At 58.1% G+C, this 18,928-nt stretch carries 14 protein-coding genes, 4 tRNA genes, 2 rRNA genes and 1 pseudogene (1 of these 21 only partly in view); 13 read left to right on the forward strand and 8 right to left on the reverse strand.

From position 1 onward, the window contains the following. From CWR53_RS08175 to CWR53_RS08185, 3 genes are all read left to right on the forward strand, one after another. A 23S ribosomal RNA gene (locus CWR53_RS08175) occupies positions 1–1,732 on the forward strand; it begins 1,161 nt to the left of the window's first position. Between the two features lie 134 nt (positions 1,733–1,866). Next, positions 1,867–1,982: ribosomal RNA gene (rrf, locus tag CWR53_RS08180) — 5S ribosomal RNA — on the forward strand. A gap of 227 nt (positions 1,983–2,209) precedes the next feature. Next, positions 2,210–2,764, forward strand: a complete 555-nt coding sequence (locus CWR53_RS08185) for a histidine phosphatase family protein (protein WP_100851218.1) — start codon at positions 2,210–2,212, stop codon at positions 2,762–2,764. Here CWR53_RS08185 and CWR53_RS08190 read toward each other — a convergent pair. The 4 genes and pseudogenes from CWR53_RS08190 to CWR53_RS08200 form a co-directional block, all read right to left on the reverse strand. After that, complete coding sequence (locus tag CWR53_RS08190) at positions 2,746–3,531, reverse strand: sulfite exporter TauE/SafE family protein (RefSeq protein WP_100851219.1); 786 nt, start codon at positions 3,529–3,531, stop codon at positions 2,746–2,748. The two genes, CWR53_RS08185 and CWR53_RS08190, sit on opposite strands and share 19 nt — an antisense overlap. A gap of 143 nt (positions 3,532–3,674) precedes the next feature. Then, complete coding sequence (locus CWR53_RS23470) at positions 3,675–4,415, reverse strand: methyl-accepting chemotaxis protein (RefSeq protein ID WP_371259668.1); 741 nt, start codon at positions 4,413–4,415, stop codon at positions 3,675–3,677. 162 nt (positions 4,416–4,577) lie between these two features. Then, positions 4,578–5,561: pseudogene (locus tag CWR53_RS23475) on the reverse strand (cache domain-containing protein); the annotation flags it as partial. Positions 5,562–5,701: 140 nt separating this feature from the next. After that, the gene (locus CWR53_RS08200; RefSeq protein ID WP_058603772.1) at positions 5,702–6,580 is read right to left on the reverse strand and encodes a LysR family transcriptional regulator; all 879 of its coding nucleotides are present in this window, start codon (positions 6,578–6,580) and stop codon (positions 5,702–5,704) included. Between the two features lie 99 nt (positions 6,581–6,679). On the opposite strand from CWR53_RS08200, the gene CWR53_RS08205 reads away from it, so the two are divergent. After that, complete coding sequence (locus CWR53_RS08205; RefSeq protein WP_058603773.1) at positions 6,680–7,108, forward strand: PACE efflux transporter; 429 nt, start codon at positions 6,680–6,682, stop codon at positions 7,106–7,108. A gap of 37 nt (positions 7,109–7,145) precedes the next feature. Here CWR53_RS08205 and CWR53_RS08210 read toward each other — a convergent pair whose 3' ends face one another. The 4 genes from CWR53_RS08210 to folD form a co-directional block, all read right to left on the reverse strand. After that, positions 7,146–7,814, reverse strand: coding sequence for a GntR family transcriptional regulator (locus tag CWR53_RS08210; RefSeq protein WP_100851221.1), 669 nt, complete (start codon positions 7,812–7,814; stop codon positions 7,146–7,148). Between the two features lie 15 nt (positions 7,815–7,829). Beyond that, on the reverse strand, positions 7,830–8,534 hold the full coding sequence (locus CWR53_RS08215; RefSeq protein ID WP_100851222.1) for a FadR/GntR family transcriptional regulator: 705 nt from the start codon (positions 8,532–8,534) through the stop codon (positions 7,830–7,832). Between the two features lie 44 nt (positions 8,535–8,578). Then, positions 8,579–9,889 (reverse strand): C4-dicarboxylate transporter DctA, encoded by a 1,311-nt coding sequence (locus CWR53_RS08220; protein WP_058603776.1) that lies wholly within the window; start codon positions 9,887–9,889, stop codon positions 8,579–8,581. 610 nt (positions 9,890–10,499) lie between these two features. After that, a complete protein-coding gene (gene folD / locus CWR53_RS08225; protein WP_058603777.1) occupies positions 10,500–11,357 on the reverse strand; it encodes a bifunctional methylenetetrahydrofolate dehydrogenase/methenyltetrahydrofolate cyclohydrolase FolD in 858 nt (285 codons plus the stop codon). Between the two features lie 271 nt (positions 11,358–11,628). Between folD and CWR53_RS08230 the strand changes: the two genes are divergently transcribed. From CWR53_RS08230 to lon, 9 genes are all read left to right on the forward strand, one after another. Continuing rightward, positions 11,629–11,705, forward strand: a tRNA-Arg gene (locus CWR53_RS08230). A 41-nt stretch (positions 11,706–11,746) separates the two neighbouring features. Beyond that, positions 11,747–11,822 (forward strand) — tRNA-His (locus tag CWR53_RS08235). 51 nt (positions 11,823–11,873) lie between these two features. Beyond that, a tRNA-Leu gene (locus CWR53_RS08240) sits at positions 11,874–11,958 on the forward strand. Between the two features lie 36 nt (positions 11,959–11,994). Continuing rightward, positions 11,995–12,070: transfer RNA gene (locus tag CWR53_RS08245), tRNA-His, on the forward strand. Between the two features lie 297 nt (positions 12,071–12,367). Beyond that, the gene (locus CWR53_RS08250) at positions 12,368–12,667 is read left to right on the forward strand and encodes a DUF6388 family protein (protein WP_058603778.1); all 300 of its coding nucleotides are present in this window, start codon (positions 12,368–12,370) and stop codon (positions 12,665–12,667) included. Positions 12,668–12,913: 246 nt separating this feature from the next. After that, complete coding sequence (gene tig / locus CWR53_RS08255) at positions 12,914–14,227, forward strand: trigger factor (RefSeq protein WP_058603779.1); 1,314 nt, start codon at positions 12,914–12,916, stop codon at positions 14,225–14,227. A gap of 90 nt (positions 14,228–14,317) precedes the next feature. Next, entirely contained in the window at positions 14,318–14,959 is a 642-nt protein-coding gene (gene clpP / locus CWR53_RS08260; RefSeq protein WP_023536171.1) for an ATP-dependent Clp endopeptidase proteolytic subunit ClpP, read from the forward strand. 108 nt (positions 14,960–15,067) lie between these two features. Continuing rightward, entirely contained in the window at positions 15,068–16,351 is a 1,284-nt protein-coding gene (clpX, locus tag CWR53_RS08265) for an ATP-dependent Clp protease ATP-binding subunit ClpX (protein ID WP_023536000.1), read from the forward strand. Between the two features lie 161 nt (positions 16,352–16,512). Next, positions 16,513–18,909 carry an endopeptidase La gene (lon, locus tag CWR53_RS08270; RefSeq protein ID WP_058603780.1) on the forward strand — a complete coding sequence of 799 codons (2,397 nt, stop codon included), beginning with the start codon at positions 16,513–16,515 and terminating at the stop codon, positions 18,907–18,909. The last annotated feature ends 19 nt before the right edge of the window (positions 18,910–18,928 follow it).

The following is an 18,928-nucleotide window of genomic DNA, read 5'->3' on the forward strand; positions in this document are numbered from 1 at the left end:
CCTTATGGTGATGCGGTAGAGGAGCGTTCTGTAAGCCTGTGAAGGTGAGTTGAGAAGCTTGCTGGAGGTATCAGAAGTGCGAATGCTGACATGAGTAACGACAATGCGAGTGAAAAACTCGCACGCCGAAAGACCAAGGTTTCCTGCGCAACGTTAATCGACGCAGGGTTAGTCGGTCCCTAAGGCGAGGCTGAAAAGCGTAGTCGATGGAAAACAGGTTAATATTCCTGTACTTCCAGTTATTGCGATGGAGGGACGGAGAAGGTTAGGCCAGCCTGGCGTTGGTTGTCCAGGTTTAAGGTGGTAGGCTGAAATCTTAGGCAAATCCGGGATTTCAAGGCCGAGAGCTGATGACGAGTTGCCTTTAGGCGACGAAGTGGTTGATACCATGCTTCCAAGAAAAGCTCCTAAGCTTCAGATAACTGGGAACCGTACCCCAAACCGACACAGGTGGTTAGGTAGAGAATACCAAGGCGCTTGAGAGAACTCGGGTGAAGGAACTAGGCAAAATGGCACCGTAACTTCGGGAGAAGGTGCGCCGGCGAAGGTGAAGGGCTTGCCCCGTAAGCTTTTGCTGGTCGAAGATACCAGGCCGCTGCGACTGTTTATTAAAAACACAGCACTCTGCAAACACGAAAGTGGACGTATAGGGTGTGACGCCTGCCCGGTGCCGGAAGGTTAATTGATGGGGTTAGCGCAAGCGAAGCTCTTGATCGAAGCCCCGGTAAACGGCGGCCGTAACTATAACGGTCCTAAGGTAGCGAAATTCCTTGTCGGGTAAGTTCCGACCTGCACGAATGGCGTAACGATGGCGGCGCTGTCTCCACCCGAGACTCAGTGAAATTGAAATCGCTGTGAAGATGCAGTGTATCCGCGGCTAGACGGAAAGACCCCGTGAACCTTTACTATAGCTTTGCACTGGACTTTGAATTTGCTTGTGTAGGATAGGTGGGAGGCTTTGAAGTGGGGACGCCAGTTCTCATGGAGCCATCCTTGAAATACCACCCTGGCAACTTTGAGGTTCTAACTCAGGTCCGTTATCCGGATCGAGGACAGTGTATGGTGGGTAGTTTGACTGGGGCGGTCTCCTCCCAAAGAGTAACGGAGGAGTACGAAGGTGCGCTCAGACCGGTCGGAAATCGGTCGTAGAGTATAAAGGCAAAAGCGCGCTTGACTGCGAGACACACACGTCGAGCAGGTACGAAAGTAGGTCTTAGTGATCCGGTGGTTCTGTATGGAAGGGCCATCGCTCAACGGATAAAAGGTACTCCGGGGATAACAGGCTGATACCGCCCAAGAGTTCATATCGACGGCGGTGTTTGGCACCTCGATGTCGGCTCATCACATCCTGGGGCTGAAGCCGGTCCCAAGGGTATGGCTGTTCGCCATTTAAAGTGGTACGCGAGCTGGGTTTAGAACGTCGTGAGACAGTTCGGTCCCTATCTGCCGTGGACGTTTGAGATTTGAGAGGGGCTGCTCCTAGTACGAGAGGACCGGAGTGGACGAACCTCTGGTGTTCCGGTTGTCACGCCAGTGGCATTGCCGGGTAGCTATGTTCGGAAGAGATAACCGCTGAAAGCATCTAAGCGGGAAACTTGCCTCAAGATGAGATCTCACTGGGATCTTGAATCCCCTAAAGGGCCGTCGAAGACTACGACGTTGATAGGTTGGGTGTGTAAGCGCTGTGAGGCGTTGAGCTAACCAATACTAATTGCCCGTGAGGCTTGACCATATAACACCCAAGCAATTTGCTTTTGCAGATTGCGGTGGTGAAGATGACATGAACCGAAAGTTCGTAACGCATCACAAATATCACATATCCGAATTCGCTGGGCTGTCCAACAGGACATTCTGGCTACAAAATTTCTTGACGACCATAGAGCATTGGAACCACCTGATCCCATCCCGAACTCAGTAGTGAAACGATGCATCGCCGATGGTAGTGTGGGGTTTCCCCATGTGAGAGTAGGTCATCGTCAAGATTCATTTCGCAAAACCCCTATCTGCGCATGCAGGTAGGGGTTTTGTCTTTGGGCTGCAAAAAGTCTCAACGTTGCTTCTCCATCTGCCCGTGAGCAGGGCGTTGAAAAACAACAACTGTGTGTGATTAATGAATCATCCTGCGTAGGCTATGCCGCTCCGGACGAGGTCACTAGGATGATCGCCTTCGGGGCTAACTGAATTCATTCCTACCCTAGAGGCCCAAAAGGTGAAAGCCACTCGCCTGACGATGATCTGCCATGGACTAACGCTGGCGCAAAAGCGTGGGTATTTTCCTGAGCCGGAAGAGCCACTGGTGTCCGCACCCCACCGCTGCGTACCGCACGGTAAATTTCAGATCCTGACAGCGCCGGAACAGCGCGCTCAGCAAACCGCCCTGGCCTTGGGCGATGCAACAATTGCGTCAGGATTGGCGGATTGCAACATGGGGCGATGGCAAGGGCTGGCGTTAAAGCGCGTACAAGCCGAGCAGCCGTCAGCCTTGGCCGACTGGCTGGAGAACCCCGCGAGCGAGGTGCATGGAGGGGAGTCTTTTCAAGCGCTCTGCCATCGTATGAGCGTTTGGCTGAAGGATTTTGAGCTGCCGGGTGAATGGTTCGCTGTCACTCACCCAATGGTCATGCGTGCAGTATTGGTACAGGTGCTGGGCTGCCCAATGGTGGCAGCCCAACGCATCGATGTCCTGCCATTGTCACGCATCGAATTGAGCTTCAGCGGCCAGTGGCGGTTGAGGATCAACTGCCCTCAGAACGCCAGCTTATAGCCAATCAACAGTAGCATCGCGGCCAAGCACGGGCGCAGCACGCGGTCCGATATGCGCCCGGTCAGGTGGCTACCCAGGTAGATACCCGGCAGTGATCCCAGCAGCAGGTAGCCGAGCAATGACCAGTCCATGTTACCCATGCCCGCATGACCCAGCCCAGCCACCAACGTGAGCGGGACGGCATGAGCTATCTCGGTGCCAACCAGGCGACGTGTAATCAGGGAAGGGTAGAGCAGGAAGAGGGCGACGGTGCCCAGTGCGCCAGCGCCGATGGAGGTGAGCGTTACCATGACACCCAATACGACGCCGGTCAGGACAGTCAGGGTATTGAGGCTACGATCGCTCAGATGGTAATGGTCACCGGCGTGGCGGCTAGCGAATGCCTGCAACCGCGATTTGAACAAGATAGCCAAGGCTGTGAGGATCAATACAACGGCTAGGCCCTGCTTGATGATCGCGTTTACGGCCGTGGTGTCGGTGTGCAGCGTACTGAGGAACCACAGCGTCAGTGCAGCCGCGGGAACGCTCCCCAGGCTGAGGAGCCCCGTGATCTTCCAATCGATGTTCTTGTTACGCGCATGTACCCATACGCCGCTGGCCTTGGTGATCGCCGCATAGAGCAAGTCGGTACCCACTGCCGTTGCTGGGTTGATCCCGAACCACAGCAGGATTGGCGTCATCAGCGAGCCACCGCCTACACCTGTCATGCCAACGATGAACCCTACGACCAATCCTGCAATGGTAAAACCGAAAGAACCTACATCCATACGCTACTCGACTGCCCAGCTTTGCCCGTTATCGGATGCAGCCAGCATATAGATTTTTTTATAGCCAAATAGACTTGTTCGTTATTAGGTTATAACTGGGGGCAGCCCGCATCATGGCGCTGCCCCCATACGACGTTAAACAATCAGATCCGGAAACTGCCCACCAGCTGCTTCAACCGGCCGGCTTGCTGGGCCAATTGATCACAATGGCGCAGCGTTTCGTTGAGATTCTCCACACCCTGCTGGTTCAACGCATTGATCTGGGTGATATCCAGGTTGAGGCTTTCCACCACGGCAGTCTGCTCTTCGGTGGCGGTGGCCACCGACTGATTCATGCCGTCGATTTCGCCAATGCGCTGAGTCACGCTGGCAAGGCGTTCACCAGCCTGGTTGGCTACCTGAACGGTTTGCTCACTGGAAACCTGGCTGGTATTCATCGTATGCACCGCCTCGCGTGAGCCGACCTGCAGGCCGGTGATCATTCGATGGATTTCCTCGGCTGACTCCTGCGTACGGTGGGCAAGATTTCGCACTTCATCAGCCACAACGGCAAAGCCACGGCCGGCCTCGCCAGCGCGAGCGGCTTCGATGGCCGCGTTCAAGGCCAACAAGTTGGTTTGCTGAGAAATGCCCTTGATCACATCCAGGATCTTGCCAATTTCGTCGGTGCTGGCGTTCAGGGTTTCGATTTGTGCACACGATTCGCTGATGCGCTGCGACAGCGAGGTCATGGCGCTGATCGCTTCCTCCACCACGGCACGTCCATCGTGGGCCTGCTCACTGGCGCCGCTCGCATGCTGCGATGCATCGGCTGCGTTACGCGCGATTTCCTGGGTCGCGGCACCCAGTTCATTGATCGCTGCCGCCACGCTGTTGGTGCGCATGCTTTGTTCTTCAGAACCGTTGATGGAGGCATTGGAAGCGCTGACGACTTTTTCAGACAGGTCGTGGACCAGCCGTGTGGCCGAGGACACCTCGCTGATGGAGGCATGGATACGTTCAACGAAGCGGTTGAAAGAAGTAGCCAACTCGCCGAACTCATCCTGATGCTGCACCGCCAGCCGGCGGGTCAGGTCACCTTCGCCTTCGGCGATGTCACGCATGGCGCGTCCCATGGCGGTCAAGGGGCGCATCAGCACCGGAATCAGCAAGCCAAGCAGGCCTGCGATGGCAGCGACCGCGATGAGCATGGCGATCAGTGCCGAAGTACGGAACTGGCTCAGGGCTGCATAAGCCTTGTCCTTGTCGATCGAAAGACCGATGTACCACTTGGCCGAGGGCAGGCCCGCCACTGGCGCAAATGAGATCAAGCGTTCCTGGCCATTGAGCACGACGTCCTGCATACCCGGTGCAACGCGCAGGTTGGTGCCAGGGTAGATGTCCTTGAGGTTTTTCATGACCTGGTCTTTGTCAGGACTGACGATCACCTGGCCATCGCTGTCGGCGAGGAAGGCGTGGCCTATGCCGCCAAAGTCGACGCTGTTGATGATTTCGACCAGCGTATCGAGGCTGACGTCGCCGCCCACTACACCCAGCAGCTCGCCGTTGGACCGGCTTTTGACCGGGATGGCTACCGTCACCACCAAGCCACCCACAGCCGCTTGATAGGGCGGCGTCAGCAAGGTCTGGCCGGCGTTGGCAGCGGCGCTGTACCAAGGGCGTTTGCGTGGATCATAGTCTGCAGGCATTTGCGCATCAGGGCGCTGCGTGAATACCCCGTTAGCCTGGCCCATGTAGGTGAAGAGGAAGTTGCGCGTATAGGAAGGCTGATCCACCAGGCCAGCGAGGATGTCCCCCGTTCCGAGCTGGGCAATATCTTGGGCCAGGTTTTCCAGCACGAGAATGCGCCCGCTCATCCAGTTCTGCACGCTGCTGGCGGTCAATGCGCCGGATTGTTCCACCGATGCCTCGATGTTCTGCCGGATCGTATTGCGTTGCAGGTAATCGTTGTACAGCGTGAACAAGGCGAATGCCAGTACCACTACGCCGCTGGCGCTGAGCAGAATCTTGTGGCGAAATTTCAGGTTCATGTTTCGAGACCTTGAGCCATTAACGGGAGGGCACAGCGCGGGTGTGGTGCGCTGTCAGCCCTGTCGAAAGGGGTATCGGCGTGGCGGGTAAAAGGTTGATACGCCTACGGAAATTTCTCACAGCTTTCGACAAGCGGCGATCACCTCAAGGCCAGCCGCTCGACCAGTATCCTGGCAGCCTTGAGCAGCGGTTGCTGCTTACGCCAGAACACATGCACCGGGAGTTGCAGCTCGTTGCGCGTGTTCTGGAAGGCCAAACGTTTCAGGCGGCCTGCCTCCAACAGCGGCGCGACCCTGGACAGCGGCAGGTCACCCCAGCCCAGGCCTGCCTCGACCATCTGCAAGGCGAGGTCGAAGCTGTCGGTCGTCCAATGCGTGGCACCAATGACCATGCGCGGGTCGGTCAACGGCAGGTCGCGGCTGCGTACCAGGATCTGCCGCACGGCTGTAAGGTCTTCGAGGTTCTGTATTACACCAGGCCGTGCGGCCGGATGATGGGGAGCAAGGGTCGCCACCAGAGACTCGACGCCAATCAGCTGAAACCCGCGCTGCGGGTCGACGTGAAGACCTGCAAATGCCACGCACAGGTCGGCCCGACCGCTGTCCAGCAAATCCAGCGCTTGTTCTTGCGGCGCACTCAGTATCGCGACTTCAAGCAATGGATAACGTTTACCGAGCTCGGCAATGGCCGCTATTAGCAGCTGCTGATCGACGTCCGGCACCACCGCCAGGGTCAGGTTGCTTTCCAGGCCCTCGGAGAGCTCTACGGCATGCACTTGCAGCAAACCCAACTGCTCGGCAATCAACCGCGCATGGGGCTCAAGCGCAAGGGCTTGGACTGTGGGTCGAACATCGCGAGCTCCGCGCTGGAACAGGCTGTAGCCCAGCTCGGCCTCCAGGTTGCCGATTGCCATGCTGACCGCCGAGGGCACGCGCTGCAGGCTGCGCGCGGCGGCAGAGAATGAGCCTTTGTCCAGCACGGTGAGAAAAACCTGGATAGTTTCACTGGTGAATGACACACGCTTCTCCTGTCAGTCAGGCTGAAAGCTGCTGACTTTTACTGTCAGATGCAGTGACGCACTATACCCGGTCCAAGCCATTCAGATGAGGTCGATGCAGTGCAGGGTTTGAAGCGCAAACTGGTTTATGTGACGTTTTATGAATTGATTGGCCTGTGCATGTCCACCCTGGGTCTGGCCTACCTGTCCGACACCCAGGCTTCTCACACGGGGCCGCTCGCGGTGATGATCACCACCATCGCCATGATCTGGAACCTGGTCTACAACACGCTGTTTGAATATTGGGAAAGCCGGCAAGCCACACGAGGGCGCAGCGTGGCTCGGCGCGTAGTGCACGCAGTAGGGTTTCAGCTGACCCTCGTGATCTACCTGATTCCGCTGATCGCGTGGTGGTTGGACATGAGCCTGCTCGATGCGCTGCTGGTGGACATGGCATTCATCGTACTGGTGCCTTGCTATACATTTGCCTACAACTGGGCTTTCGACAAAATGTTTGGCCTGCCCAGTTCGGCAATGGCAGCAACTTGAGGCGCTGCTGTCAGCAGGTTCGCTGAAATCACCTGGCTCAGTCCAGTTGAAGCTTGGCTTCAAGCCGGTCAAGGTGCTCGTTCATCAGGGCGAGGGCGGACTGTGCATCGCCTCGCTCGAGCGCCTCGATCAGCGCTGCATGTTCTTGCCAGGCGCAATGGTCACAGCGCGGTGACTCGTAGCGCGCAATGATAAGGGACGTCATGGGCACCAACCCATTGAGAAAGCGCGACAACGGAGCATTGTCCGCCACCTGGGCCAGTTTCAGATGAAACTCACCACCTAGACGTATAGCGGCGCAGCGTTCGCCCTTTTCATGATGCACGCGTTCACGCTCGACCAATTGGCGCAGCTGCTTGATTTGCCCGGGACGGGCGCGCTCGACGGCCAGGGTTATCAGCGTGGTTTCGGCAAGCCGCCGCGCACTCAGTACCTGGCGTGCCTGATTCGGATCGGGCGCAACCAGATGAGCCGTATGGCTTGGGCGTTGTATCACTACCTGCTGGTCGCTCAAGCGCCCTAGCACTCGGCGGATGACCGTACGGCTCACGCCGAATGCCTGGCCCAGCGCTTGCTCTGGCAGCAAAGTGCCAGGCGGCAGGCGTTGCTCCAGAATGGCATCGAACAACCGTGGGTAGATCTGTTCGGCGCAAAGCCGGGTCTCACCGGCTGCAAGCAGGTCGGGCAGGTGATGTGCACCCTTCATGATTGCTCTCCTGGATTATGGGTGCCGATGTTCGTCCGGCACATTGAGCGCAATGCCCATGCGCAAACCCTCGGCGAGAATGTGTTGCCGCATCTGGGTGCTGGCCTGGGTGCTATTGCGCTCACGAATCGCCCGCACCACGGCTTCGTTTTCCTTGAGACGGGCGGCCAGGTGCTCGGGTGAATTGCGCAGCATGTCGGCGCTTTGCTTCAGGGCAATGCCCGTTTGCTGTACGACGCTCTGGAAAATGGGGTTGGTGGTCAGGGCAAACAGCGCCTGGTGGAATGCAATGTAAGCGTTCATGCCTGCTTCGCTGTCATCGGCCTCAAGGGCTTCACGCATGTCCATCAAGGTCAACCGTAACTGGCCGATGTCCTGGCTGTTGGCCGACTGGGCCACCAGTCCGACGATGAAGGGTTCGAGGGTATAGCGCAGTTCAAGCACATCGGCGAGGCTGGCCTGTGCACTGGCAGTGGACGCCGAAGCCGAGGTAGCTGTATCGGCATCCAGCACCAGCACACCTTTGCCTGGCAAAGCGCGCACCAGCCCAAGGGTCTCGAGCACGATGACCGCCTCACGCAGGCTCGGGCGGCTGATGCCCAATTGCTCGGCCAATTCTCGCTGGCCAGGGAGCATGTCGCCACTGCGCCATTGGCCACGGGCGAGGGCTTGACGCAGCTTTTCCACCACAGCGTTGACGACGGTTGATGAGCTGATCACGTTTCGCTCCTTCAGGGGCCGGCATGCGAGCCGGCCCTTTTCTTTCAGAATTCCTGTTGGTGGGCTGCAGGCTGCTTGCGCGGGTTATGCGCAAAGCCAGGCTTGCCGTCGAGCACGTTCTGAGCGCGCTCCAGGTCGATGTCTTTTTCCCAGCGGGCGATGGCCACGGTGGCAACGCAATTGCCGATCAGGTTGGTCAGCGCGCGTCCGATACCCATGAACCAATCCACAGCGAGTACCAGTACCAGGCCCACCACCGGGATCGCAGGGACTGCAGTCAGTGTCGCGGCAAGAATCACCAGCGCCGAGCCTGGAATCCCATGCGCGCCCTTGGACGTGACCAGTGAAACCAGCAAGATCGTCAGCAGGTCTGTCATCGCCAGGGGCGTACCGGTGGCATTGGCGATGAAGACAATGGCCAAGGTCAGGTAGATGGAGAAACCATCAAGGTTAAAGGAATAGCCAGTTGGAATCACCAGCCCGACCGTTGAGCTGCCGATGCCCAGGTGTTCGAGCTTGCGCATGATCTGCGGTAGCACGGCATCGGAAGAAGCCGTACCCAGGACGATGGTCAGCTCTTCGCGTAAATACTTGATCAGGGGCAGCAATTTCAGCCCCGACAAACGCATGACGGTACCCAGCACGATCAGCACGAACCCTGCGCACGTGAGGTAGAACAACGCCACCAGGCCGCCCAGATGCTGGAGCGACTCCAGGCCGTACTTGCTGGTCGTGAAGGCGATGGCGCCGAACACGCCAATGGGCGCCAGACGCACGATCATGCCCATGATGCGGAAGATCACATGGCTGAGCTCGTTGATCAGCCGCGAAATGCCCGCAGCCGAATCGCCCACCAGGTTGAGCGCGCTGCCGAACAGTACCGAGAACAACAGTACCTGCAGGATGTTGTTGTCAGCAAAGGCACCTACCACCGAGGTGGGGATCAGGTCCATAAAGAACGCTGTGGCGCCATGGATATGCTGACCACGCTCGGCCAGGCTGTTGGCATCAGCGCCGGACAACTGGTCGAGGTGGATGTTGGCGCCGCTACCGATACCACTGGTGAACGCGAACACCAGGCCGATGACCAGCGCCAGCGTGGTAAGCACTTCGAAATAGATGACCGATTTGAGGCCGATGCGACCGACCTTCTTCAGGTCACCGGCACCGGAAATACCGCTGACCACTACGCAAAAGACGATCAGGCCGATCAGCATCTTGATCAGCTTGATGAAGCCATCGCCGAGGGGTTTGAGCTGCAAGGAGAGGTCGGGGAAACTCAGGCCGCAGGCAACGCCAAGGGCCAGGCCCAGCACGACTTGAAGGAAGATCGAACGCGAGCACCATTTGAGCATGGGAGTGATCTCAGGTCGGTGTCCTTGCTTCGTTGGCCGCACGGGGCGAATGAGCGCAGGACTTAATTATTGTGGTCTTACCGGTTTGTTCAGCGCTTGGCCATAAAACGCCTATTTTCGGCGCAGTGCAAGCTTTTTTGGCCTTACCGGTCTGACCAGTCATGGTGCATGTAAACGCTCGATGCTCTGTTGGAGTGCATTAAATGTCAGCTCACCTATCAGAGGGCCTAGAGCTCAGGCAACATGCTACAGGCAGCAATAAGCTTGCCATGGAGGGCGGCATTCAACGCGAAAGCGTTTTAGATACAGATCCCAAGGGGATGTGATGAGGCTTGCGCAGGCCCGCGGGTTTAGCGCATCTGTGTTTATTGGAAACCCAATGGGGCAATAGATTGTTAGCTGAACCATACAGTGCGAATTGTCACGCGCTGGCAGGAGGAGCCGAGAGGAGTCTGGCGTTCGATATCAGAGGTGCGCGATTAGCGGTGACTAAACGCAGCGGCAGGGCGGGCAGGCTGGCCAATAATCGAATTCGCCTGAATGAGGATGGGGCGGTAGATAACCGCCCGTCGCTCAAGCAATGACGGCAGGGCCGCCATGCTCGCTTGCCTCAATCGCCGTGAAGCGTTTCGGCCGCATACAAGGTGTTTTCCAACAGGCAGGCGCGGGTCATCGGCCCCACGCCGCCTGGTACCGGGGTAATCCAGCCAGCACGGGGAAGGGCGGTTTCGTAGACGACATCGCCCACCAGCTTGCCATCCTCCTGACGGTTGATACCGACGTCGATGACGATGGCACCTTCCTTGATCCATTCGCCCTTGACCAACCCAGGCTTGCCGGCGGCAACGACCACCAGGTCCGCGCGCCCGACATGCCCTGCCAGGTCCTGGGTGAAGCGATGGCACACGGTGATCGTACAGCCGCTGAGCAACAACTCCAGCGCCATTGGCCGGCCAACGATGTTCGAGGCGCCGACGATCACCGCATTCATGCCGTACAGGTCCTGCCCGGTGCTCTGGAGCAGGGTCATGATGCCCTTGGGTGTGCAGGGGCGCAGCAGCGGGATGCGCTGTGCAAGGCGACCGACGTTATAGGGGTGGAAGCCGTCCACATCCTTGTCCGGGCGGATGCGCTCGAGCAGCAACGACGCGTCGAGGTGCGCGGGCAGCGGCAGTTGGAGCAGGATGCCGTCAATGGAGGGGTCGTCATTGAGGCGATCGATCAGTTCAGTAAGCGCTTCTTGCGTGGTGTGGCTAGGCAGGTCGAAGGCCTGCGACAGGAAGCCTACTTCTTCGCAATCCTTGCGCTTGTGCGAGACGTAGACCTGGGAGGCAGGGTCGGTGCCGACCAGAATCACTGCCAGGCCCGGCGTGCGCAGGCCCTCCTGGCGCCGCTGCGCGACACGTTGAGCGATTTGCTGGCGCAGCTTGGCGGCAATCGCCTTGCCATCGATTAGTTGTGCAGTCATAGACGCGTGATTAACCATCGGAAGGGAAACAATAAAGAACGCGTATTCTCGCACGACATGGCCGGAGGGCAAAGGCGGGCGGTCGGGCAAATGCCCTAACCCCTTCAATAATCTAAATTTTTTTTTAGAAAGTTGTTGACGACCCCAGGGGTCGGCTATAAGATTCGCCGCACTTGTCGGGCACAGCCTAGCACTGGTTGGCGAAGTCGGGCAGAATGAGTCGTTTGGCAGTGAGCTGTCAGTGCCTTGTTCGGTTAGGCTTCAAGCTTAAGCGCCCGTAGCTCAGCTGGATAGAGCATCCGCCTTCTAAGCGGATGGTCGCAGGTTCGAGTCCTGCCGGGTGCGCCACTTAGGCAGCTTTGGCAAGCAAGGTGTTTGAACGCGTTATGGTGGGCGTAGCTCAGTTGGTAGAGCGCTGGATTGTGATTCCAGTTGTCGTGGGTTCGATTCCCATCGTCCACCCCATATTCTTCGAAGGCGCCGCGCGGTAACTGGCGCCTTTGTTTTAAGCGTTACGCGGACGTGGTGAAATTGGTAGACACACTGGATTTAGGTTCCAGCGGCGCAAGCTGTAAGAGTTCGAGTCTCTTCGTCCGCACCATGCTTCAGTAAGGCAGTACCGTTACACCGCAATATGGTGGGCGTAGCTCAGTTGGTAGAGCGCTGGATTGTGATTCCAGTTGTCGTGGGTTCGATTCCCATCGTCCACCCCATCTTTAATACGAAAGGCGCCTTGATCGCGAGATCGGGCGCCTTTCGTTTTTGGTGCGCCCGGACCCTGTGTGGGTGCGCGACGCGGTCGATCCTGTGGTGATCGGGGCGGTCAACGCGCTGGACTGGCTCGCTCCCAAGCACCCGTCTTGCCTAATGGCTCGGCAGCGCTGCCTCGGGTCGTGGCGCCAGTATTTATTGCAAGCCGCCCTTGCAATCCGCTGGTTTCGTCCCAATAAAAGCTGATAGATTTCAGCCGGTTGAAACCCGGTGAAGCGGGAAATACCAGGACATAGCCAATGATCGCAAAAGAAGCCCGCCAGGCTGCCGCGCTGCAGCGTTTCGCCGAAGCGAACCCTCACTTGCTCGAAGAAATCCGCGCGCTGGATGCGCGTGAGCAGGCGCAGCAAATTCAATGGGCGTTCGAGGATGCCGCTGAAGAGCAAGGTATCCAGCCCTGGGAGCTCGCACTTGAGCTGATCGCCGAAACCCCGGAGCAATTGCGGGCCATGCGCCTTGAGACCCACCGGGAGGTGGCCGATGCGCTGGGGTTGTCCTGGGAGGAGTACTGCGAGTTCAACGAGATAGAGCCCGAATGAGGGGCGCGCAGTTCTAGGTGTATTTGTTGAGCAAGATGTTGCGGCAAGTGATCGTTGCAATGTCTGGCCAGGCTTCTTGGAAACAGGTCGCGCGGTTCGCCGTGCGGCCCTTGAAAGTTAATCGACCGGCGTTGTTTCAGGTCGTCCCGAGTGGGGTGACTTCTGCTGCGCGACTCACTAGAATGCTTGCCCTTGATTCTGGAGTCGGGCTAACGCCGGCTAACGTCTGTGCAACGAGGAATATCCATGCAAGTTTCTGTTGAAAACACTTCCGCTCTCGAGCGCCGCATGACCATCGCCGTTCCGGCTGAGCGCGTCGAGAACGAAGTCAACAAGCGTCTGCAGCAGACTGCCAAGCGCGCCAAGGTTGCCGGCTTCCGCCCCGGCAAGGTGCCCATGAGCGTGATCCGTCAGCGCTTCGAGGCCGATGCCCGCCAGGAAGCCTTCGGTGATCTGGTTCAGGCTTCCTTCTACGAAGCCATTGTCGAGCAGAAACTGAACCCTGCCGGCGCGCCGTCCGTAGAACCGAAGTCGTTCGAAAAAGGCAAGGACCTGGAGTTCGTCGCGATCTTCGAAGTATTCCCGGAGTTCACCGTTGCCGGCCTCGAGTCGATCACCGTCGAGCGCCTGAGCGCCGAAGTCGCCGATTCTGACCTGGACAAGATGCTGGAAGTGCTGCGCAAGCAGAACACGCGCTTCGAAGCCGTCGAGCGCGCCGCGCAAACCGATGATCAGCTCAACATCGACTTCGTTGGCAAGGTTGACGGTGAAACGTTCGCCGGTGGCTCGGCCAAAGGTACCCAGTTGGTGCTGGGCTCCGGCCGCATGATCCCAGGCTTCGAAGACGGCCTGGTCGGCGCCAAGGCTGGCGAAGAGCGCGTCGTCAACGTGACCTTCCCAGAGGACTACCAGAACTTGGACCTGGCCGGCAAGGCCGCCGAGTTCACCATTACCGTCAACAGCGTGTCGGCCCCTGTGCTGCCTGAGCTGAACGAAGCGTTCTTCGCCCAGTTCGGTATCAAGGAATCGACCCTGGAAGGCTTCCGCGCCGAAGTTCGTAAGAACATGGAGCGTGAGCTGCGCCAAGCCATCAAGACCAAGGTCAAGAACCAGGTCATGGACGGTCTGCTGGCTGCCAATCCGATCGAAGCGCCAAAGGCTTTGCTGGAAAACGAAGTCAATCGTCTGCGCGTGCAGGCTGTTCAGCAGTTCGGTGGCAACATCAAGCCTGAGCAACTGCCGGCCGAGCTGTTCGAAGAGCAAGCCAAGCGCCGTGTTGCGCTGGGCCTGATCGTGGCAGAAGTGGTCAAGCAGTACGACCTCAAGCCAGACGATGCCAAGGTTCGCGAGATGATCGAGGAGATGGCTTCGGCCTACCAGGAGCCTGAGCAAGTCATCGCGTGGTACTACAAGAACGACCAGCAGATGAACGAAGTGCGTTCGGTTGTGCTTGAAGAACAAGTTGTGGATACTGTTCTGCAGAAAGCGACTGTGACTGACAAGTCGGTCTCGTATGAAGAGGCCGTCAAGCCAGCCCAGGCACCTGACGAAGCCGAGTAAGCGGTCTTTTCGCAGGAAGCCCCCACAAGCCAGCCTTCGCGCTGGCTTGTGTGTATTCAAGCCATGACTATTTGGGAGTGAGCGCAGGACATGTCCCGCAATTCTTTTATTCAGCAGAGCTCTGACATCCAGGCTGCAGGCGGCCTGGTCCCTATGGTTATCGAGCAGTCCGCCCGTGGCGAACGCGCCTACGACATCTACTCGCGCCTCCTGAAGGAGCGCGTGATCTTCCTGGTTGGCCCGGTCGAAGACTACATGGCCAATCTCGTCGTCGCACAGATGCTGTTCCTTGAGGCGGAAAACCCGGACAAGGATATCCATCTGTACATCAACTCGCCGGGTGGGTCCGTAACCGCCGGCATGTCGATCTACGACACCATGCAGTTCATCAAGCCGGACGTATCGACCATCTGCATCGGCCAGGCCTGCAGCATGGGTGCGTTCCTGCTCGCCGCCGGTGCCAAGGGCAAGCGTCACTGCCTGCCGAACTCGCGTGTGATGATTCACCAGCCCTTGGGCGGGTTCCAGGGCCAGGCTACCGATATCGAAATCCATGCCCAGGAAATCCTGAACATCAAGGCGCGCCTGAACGAGCTTCTGGCCTACCACACCGGTCAGGATCTGGAGACCATCAAGCGCGACACCGAGCGTGACAACTTCATGAGCGCCTCGCGCGCAGCCGAGTACGGCCTGATCGACTCGGTATACGACAAGCGGCAACTGGCTTCCTGAAGCGGGAGGCCAGGGCAGGTAGGCGCATGATGCGCCTGCCTGCGGACTTGAAAAAGCCCGCAATTGCCTTCATCTTGTGTTGCAAGCCTACCGGATTGGATCGATCGAATGACTGACACCCGTAACGGCGAGGACAGCGGCAAATTGCTTTATTGCTCCTTCTGCGGCAAAAGCCAGCACGAAGTGCGCAAACTGATTGCCGGGCCCTCGGTATTTATCTGCGACGAGTGCGTCGACCTGTGCAATGACATCATCCGCGAGGAGGTGCAGGAAGCTCAGGCCGAAAGCAGCGCGCACAAATTGCCTTCGCCGAAAGAAATCAGCGGTATCCTCGACCAGTACGTCATTGGTCAGGAACGCGCGAAAAAGGTGCTTGCCGTGGCGGTTTACAACCACTACAAGCGCTTGAACCAGCGTGACAAGAAGGGTGACGATGTCGAGCTGGGCAAGAGCAACATCCTGCTCATCGGCCCGACGGGCTCGGGTAAGACCTTGCTCGCCGAAACCCTAGCGCGCTTGTTGAACGTACCGTTCACAATCGCGGACGCCACCACCCTGACCGAAGCTGGTTATGTGGGCGAGGACGTCGAGAACATCATTCAGAAGCTGCTGCAGAAGTGCGACTACGATGTGGAAAAGGCCCAGATGGGTATTGTCTACATCGACGAAATCGACAAGATTTCGCGCAAGTCGGATAACCCGTCCATCACCCGTGACGTTTCGGGTGAAGGTGTGCAGCAAGCCTTGCTCAAGCTCATCGAGGGCACCGTTGCCTCCGTACCTCCACAGGGCGGTCGCAAGCACCCGCAACAGGAATTCTTGCAGGTTGATACCCGCAATATCCTGTTCATCTGCGGTGGTGCGTTCTCTGGTCTCGAAAAGGTCATTCAGAACCGCTCCACCAAAGGTGGTATGGGCTTTGGTGCTGAAGTGCGCAGCAAGGAGGAGGGCAAGAAAGTCGGCGAATCTCTGCGTGAGGTCGAGCCTGACGACTTGGTCAAGTTTGGCCTGATCCCCGAGTTCGTGGGGCGCTTGCCCGTATTGGCAACGCTTGATGAGCTGGACGAAGCAGCGCTTATCCAGATCTTGACCGAGCCCAAGAACGCGCTGACCAAGCAGTACGCCAAGCTGTTCGAGATGGAAAGCGTCGACCTCGAGTTCCGCAGCGATGCGCTCAAGGCCGTTGCTCGCAAAGCTTTGGAGCGCAAGACTGGCGCCCGTGGCCTGCGTTCCATCTTGGAAGGGGTGCTGCTCGACACCATGTACGAGATTCCTTCTGCGAAGGAAGTCAGCAAGGTGGTGATCGATGAAAGCGTCATCGAGGGTACCTCGCAGCCGCTGATGATCTACGAGAACAGCGAGCCGCAAGCCAAGGCAGCGCCTGACGCCTGATTCAGGGCAGGTCACCTGACCGCGTAGCACAGAGGGGGCCTAGGGCCCCCTTTTTGCTTTTCCTGCGCCAGCGCTTGTAATTTCGCGGGTGTACCCCCACATTAGGTCCAAACATCAATTCCACGGTTTCCGGCCACTAAGGCCGCTGTAGAGGCGAAATCATGAAGACCACCCTCGACTTGCCTCTTTTGCCATTGCGCGACGTCGTTGTTTACCCGCACATGGTCATCCCGCTGTTTGTGGGGCGTGAGAAATCCATCGAGGCCCTCGAAGCCGCGATGACGGGCGAAAAGCAGATTCTCCTGCTCGCCCAGAAAAACCCGGCTGATGATGATCCGGGCGAAGACGCGCTATACCGCGTTGGTACCGTAGCTACTGTGCTCCAGCTGCTGAAACTGCCTGACGGTACCGTTAAAGTGCTGGTCGAAGGCGAGCAGCGGGGTACTGTCGAGCGCTTCAGTGAAGTCGACGGCCATGTGCGCGCTGAAGTGTCGCTGATCGACGAGACCGAGGCTGTCGAGCGCGAATCGGAAGTTTTCGTGCGCACACTGCTTTCGCAGTTCGAGCAGTACGTGCAACTGGGCAAGAAAGTGCCAGCCGAAGTGATGTCCTCGCTCAATAGCATCGATGAGCCCGGGCGCCTGGTCGACACCATGGCTGCCCACATGGCCCTGAAGATCGAGCAGAAACAGGAAATTCTGGAAATTGTCGACCTGCCAACGCGGGTCGAGCATGTCTTGGCATTGCTCGATGCCGAGATCGACCTGCTGCAGGTCGAAAAGCGCATCCGCGGCCGGGTGAAAAAGCAGATGGAGCGCAGCCAGCGCGAGTACTACCTGAATGAGCAGATGAAGGCCATTCAGAAAGAGCTTGGCGATGGTGATGAGGGTCACAACGAGCTCGAGGAGCTGAAAAAGCGTATCGAAGCCGCTGGCCTGCCCAAGGACGCCATGACCAAGGCCCAGGCCGAGCTGAACAAGCTCAAGCAGATGTCGCCGATGTCGGCTGAGGCCACCGTGGTGCGGTCCTACCTGGACTGGCTGGTTCAGGTGCCTTGGAAAGCCCAGAGCAAAGTGCGCCTGGACCTTGCCAAGGCCGAAGACATTCTCGATGCAGACCACTACGGTCTGGAAGAGGTCAAGGACCGTATTCTCGAGTACCTTGCCGTGCAAAAGCGCGTCAAGAAAATCCGTGGTCCGGTGCTGTGCCTGGTTGGTCCACCTGGCGTGGGCAAGACGTCCCTGGCCGAATCCATCGCCGCTGCGACCAACCGCAAATTCGTGCGCATGGCCTTGGGCGGGGTACGAGATGAAGCTGAAATCCGTGGCCATCGCCGGACCTACATCGGATCCATGCCCGGGCGGCTGATTCAGAAGATGACCAAAGTGGGCGTGCGTAACCCGCTGTTCCTGCTCGATGAAATCGACAAAATGGGCAGCGACATGCGCGGCGACCCGGCCTCGGCACTGCTGGAGGTGCTGGACCCCGAGCAGAACCACAACTTCAACGATCACTACCTGGAGGTCGATTACGACCTGTCGGACGTGATGTTCCTGTGCACCTCCAACTCGATGAATATCCCGCCAGCATTGCTGGACCGGATGGAGATCATTCGTCTTCCGGGTTACACCGAAGATGAAAAAATCAACATCGCAGTCAAATACTTGGTGCCCAAGCAGGTCAAGGCAAACGGCCTGAAAAAAGAAGAGCTGGAGATCGATGTCTCGGCTATCCGCGACATCATTCGTTACTACACGCGCGAGGCGGGTGTGCGCGGTCTTGAACGTCAGATTGCCAAGGTCTGCCGCAAGGTCGTCAAGGAGCACGCAGGGCAGAAGCAGGTCAAGGTCAAGGTCGCCGGCGAGCAGCTCGAACACCTGCTGGGCGTGCGCAAGTTCCGCTACGGCCTTGCCGAGCAGCAGGACCAGATCGGCCAGGTGACGGGTCTGGCGTGGACGCAAGTGGGGGGCGAGTTGCTCACCATCGAGTCCGTGGTCATTCCTGGCAAAGGTCAGTTGATCAAAACCGGCTCGCTCGGTGACGTCATGGTCGAGTCGATTACGGCTGCGCAGACAGTGGTGCGTAGCCGCGCCCGCAGCCTGGGGATCGCAGCCGACTTCCATGAAAAGCACGACGTTCACATTCATATGCCCGAAGGCGCCACCCCCAAGGATGGCCCAAGTGCAGGTATCGGTATGTGCACCGCGCTGGTGTCGGCCCTGACTCAAATACCCGTACGTGCGGATGTGGCGATGACAGGCGAAATCACGTTGCGTGGCCAGGTTCTGGCCATTGGCGGGCTCAAGGAAAAACTGCTGGCCGCTCACCGGGGCGGCATCAAGACGGTGATCATTCCTGAGGAGAACGTGCGCGACCTCAAGGAAATTCCAGAAAATATTAAACAGGATCTGCAGATCAAACCGGTCAAATGGATTGACGAAGTCCTGCAAATTGCGCTGCAATACGCCCCGGAGCCCTTGCCAGATGTGGCTTCCGACATTGTCGCGAAGGACGATAAGCGCGACACTGAGGCAAAGGAAAGAATTAGCACGCACTAGCAGTTTTAGCCTGGGGGGC

This window comes from Pseudomonas sp. SGAir0191 (assembly GCF_002812565.2).
GTDB lineage: Bacteria > Pseudomonadota > Gammaproteobacteria > Pseudomonadales > Pseudomonadaceae > Aquipseudomonas > Aquipseudomonas parafulva_B.

Excerpts from the sequence above, each read along its gene's own strand:
- CWR53_RS08190 (WP_100851219.1), bottom strand. The coding sequence starts at position 3,531 with ATGGATGTAGGTTCTTTCGGTTTTACCATTGCAGGATTGGTCGTAGGG.
- CWR53_RS23470 (WP_371259668.1), bottom strand. The coding sequence starts at position 4,415 with ATGCGCACCAACAGCGTGGCGGCAGCGATCAATGAACTGGGTGCCGCG.
- CWR53_RS08210 (WP_100851221.1), bottom strand. The coding sequence starts at position 7,814 with ATGAAGGGTGCACATCACCTGCCCGACCTGCTTGCAGCCGGTGAGACC.
- CWR53_RS08220 (WP_058603776.1), bottom strand. The coding sequence starts at position 9,889 with ATGCTCAAATGGTGCTCGCGTTCGATCTTCCTTCAAGTCGTGCTGGGC.
- folD (WP_058603777.1), bottom strand. The coding sequence starts at position 11,357 with ATGACTGCACAACTAATCGATGGCAAGGCGATTGCCGCCAAGCTGCGC.
- CWR53_RS08250 (WP_058603778.1), top strand. The coding sequence starts at position 12,368 with ATGATCGCAAAAGAAGCCCGCCAGGCTGCCGCGCTGCAGCGTTTCGCC.
- tig (WP_058603779.1), top strand. The coding sequence starts at position 12,914 with ATGCAAGTTTCTGTTGAAAACACTTCCGCTCTCGAGCGCCGCATGACC.
- clpP (WP_023536171.1), top strand. The coding sequence starts at position 14,318 with ATGTCCCGCAATTCTTTTATTCAGCAGAGCTCTGACATCCAGGCTGCA.
- clpX (WP_023536000.1), top strand. The coding sequence starts at position 15,068 with ATGACTGACACCCGTAACGGCGAGGACAGCGGCAAATTGCTTTATTGC.
- lon (WP_058603780.1), top strand. The coding sequence starts at position 16,513 with ATGAAGACCACCCTCGACTTGCCTCTTTTGCCATTGCGCGACGTCGTT.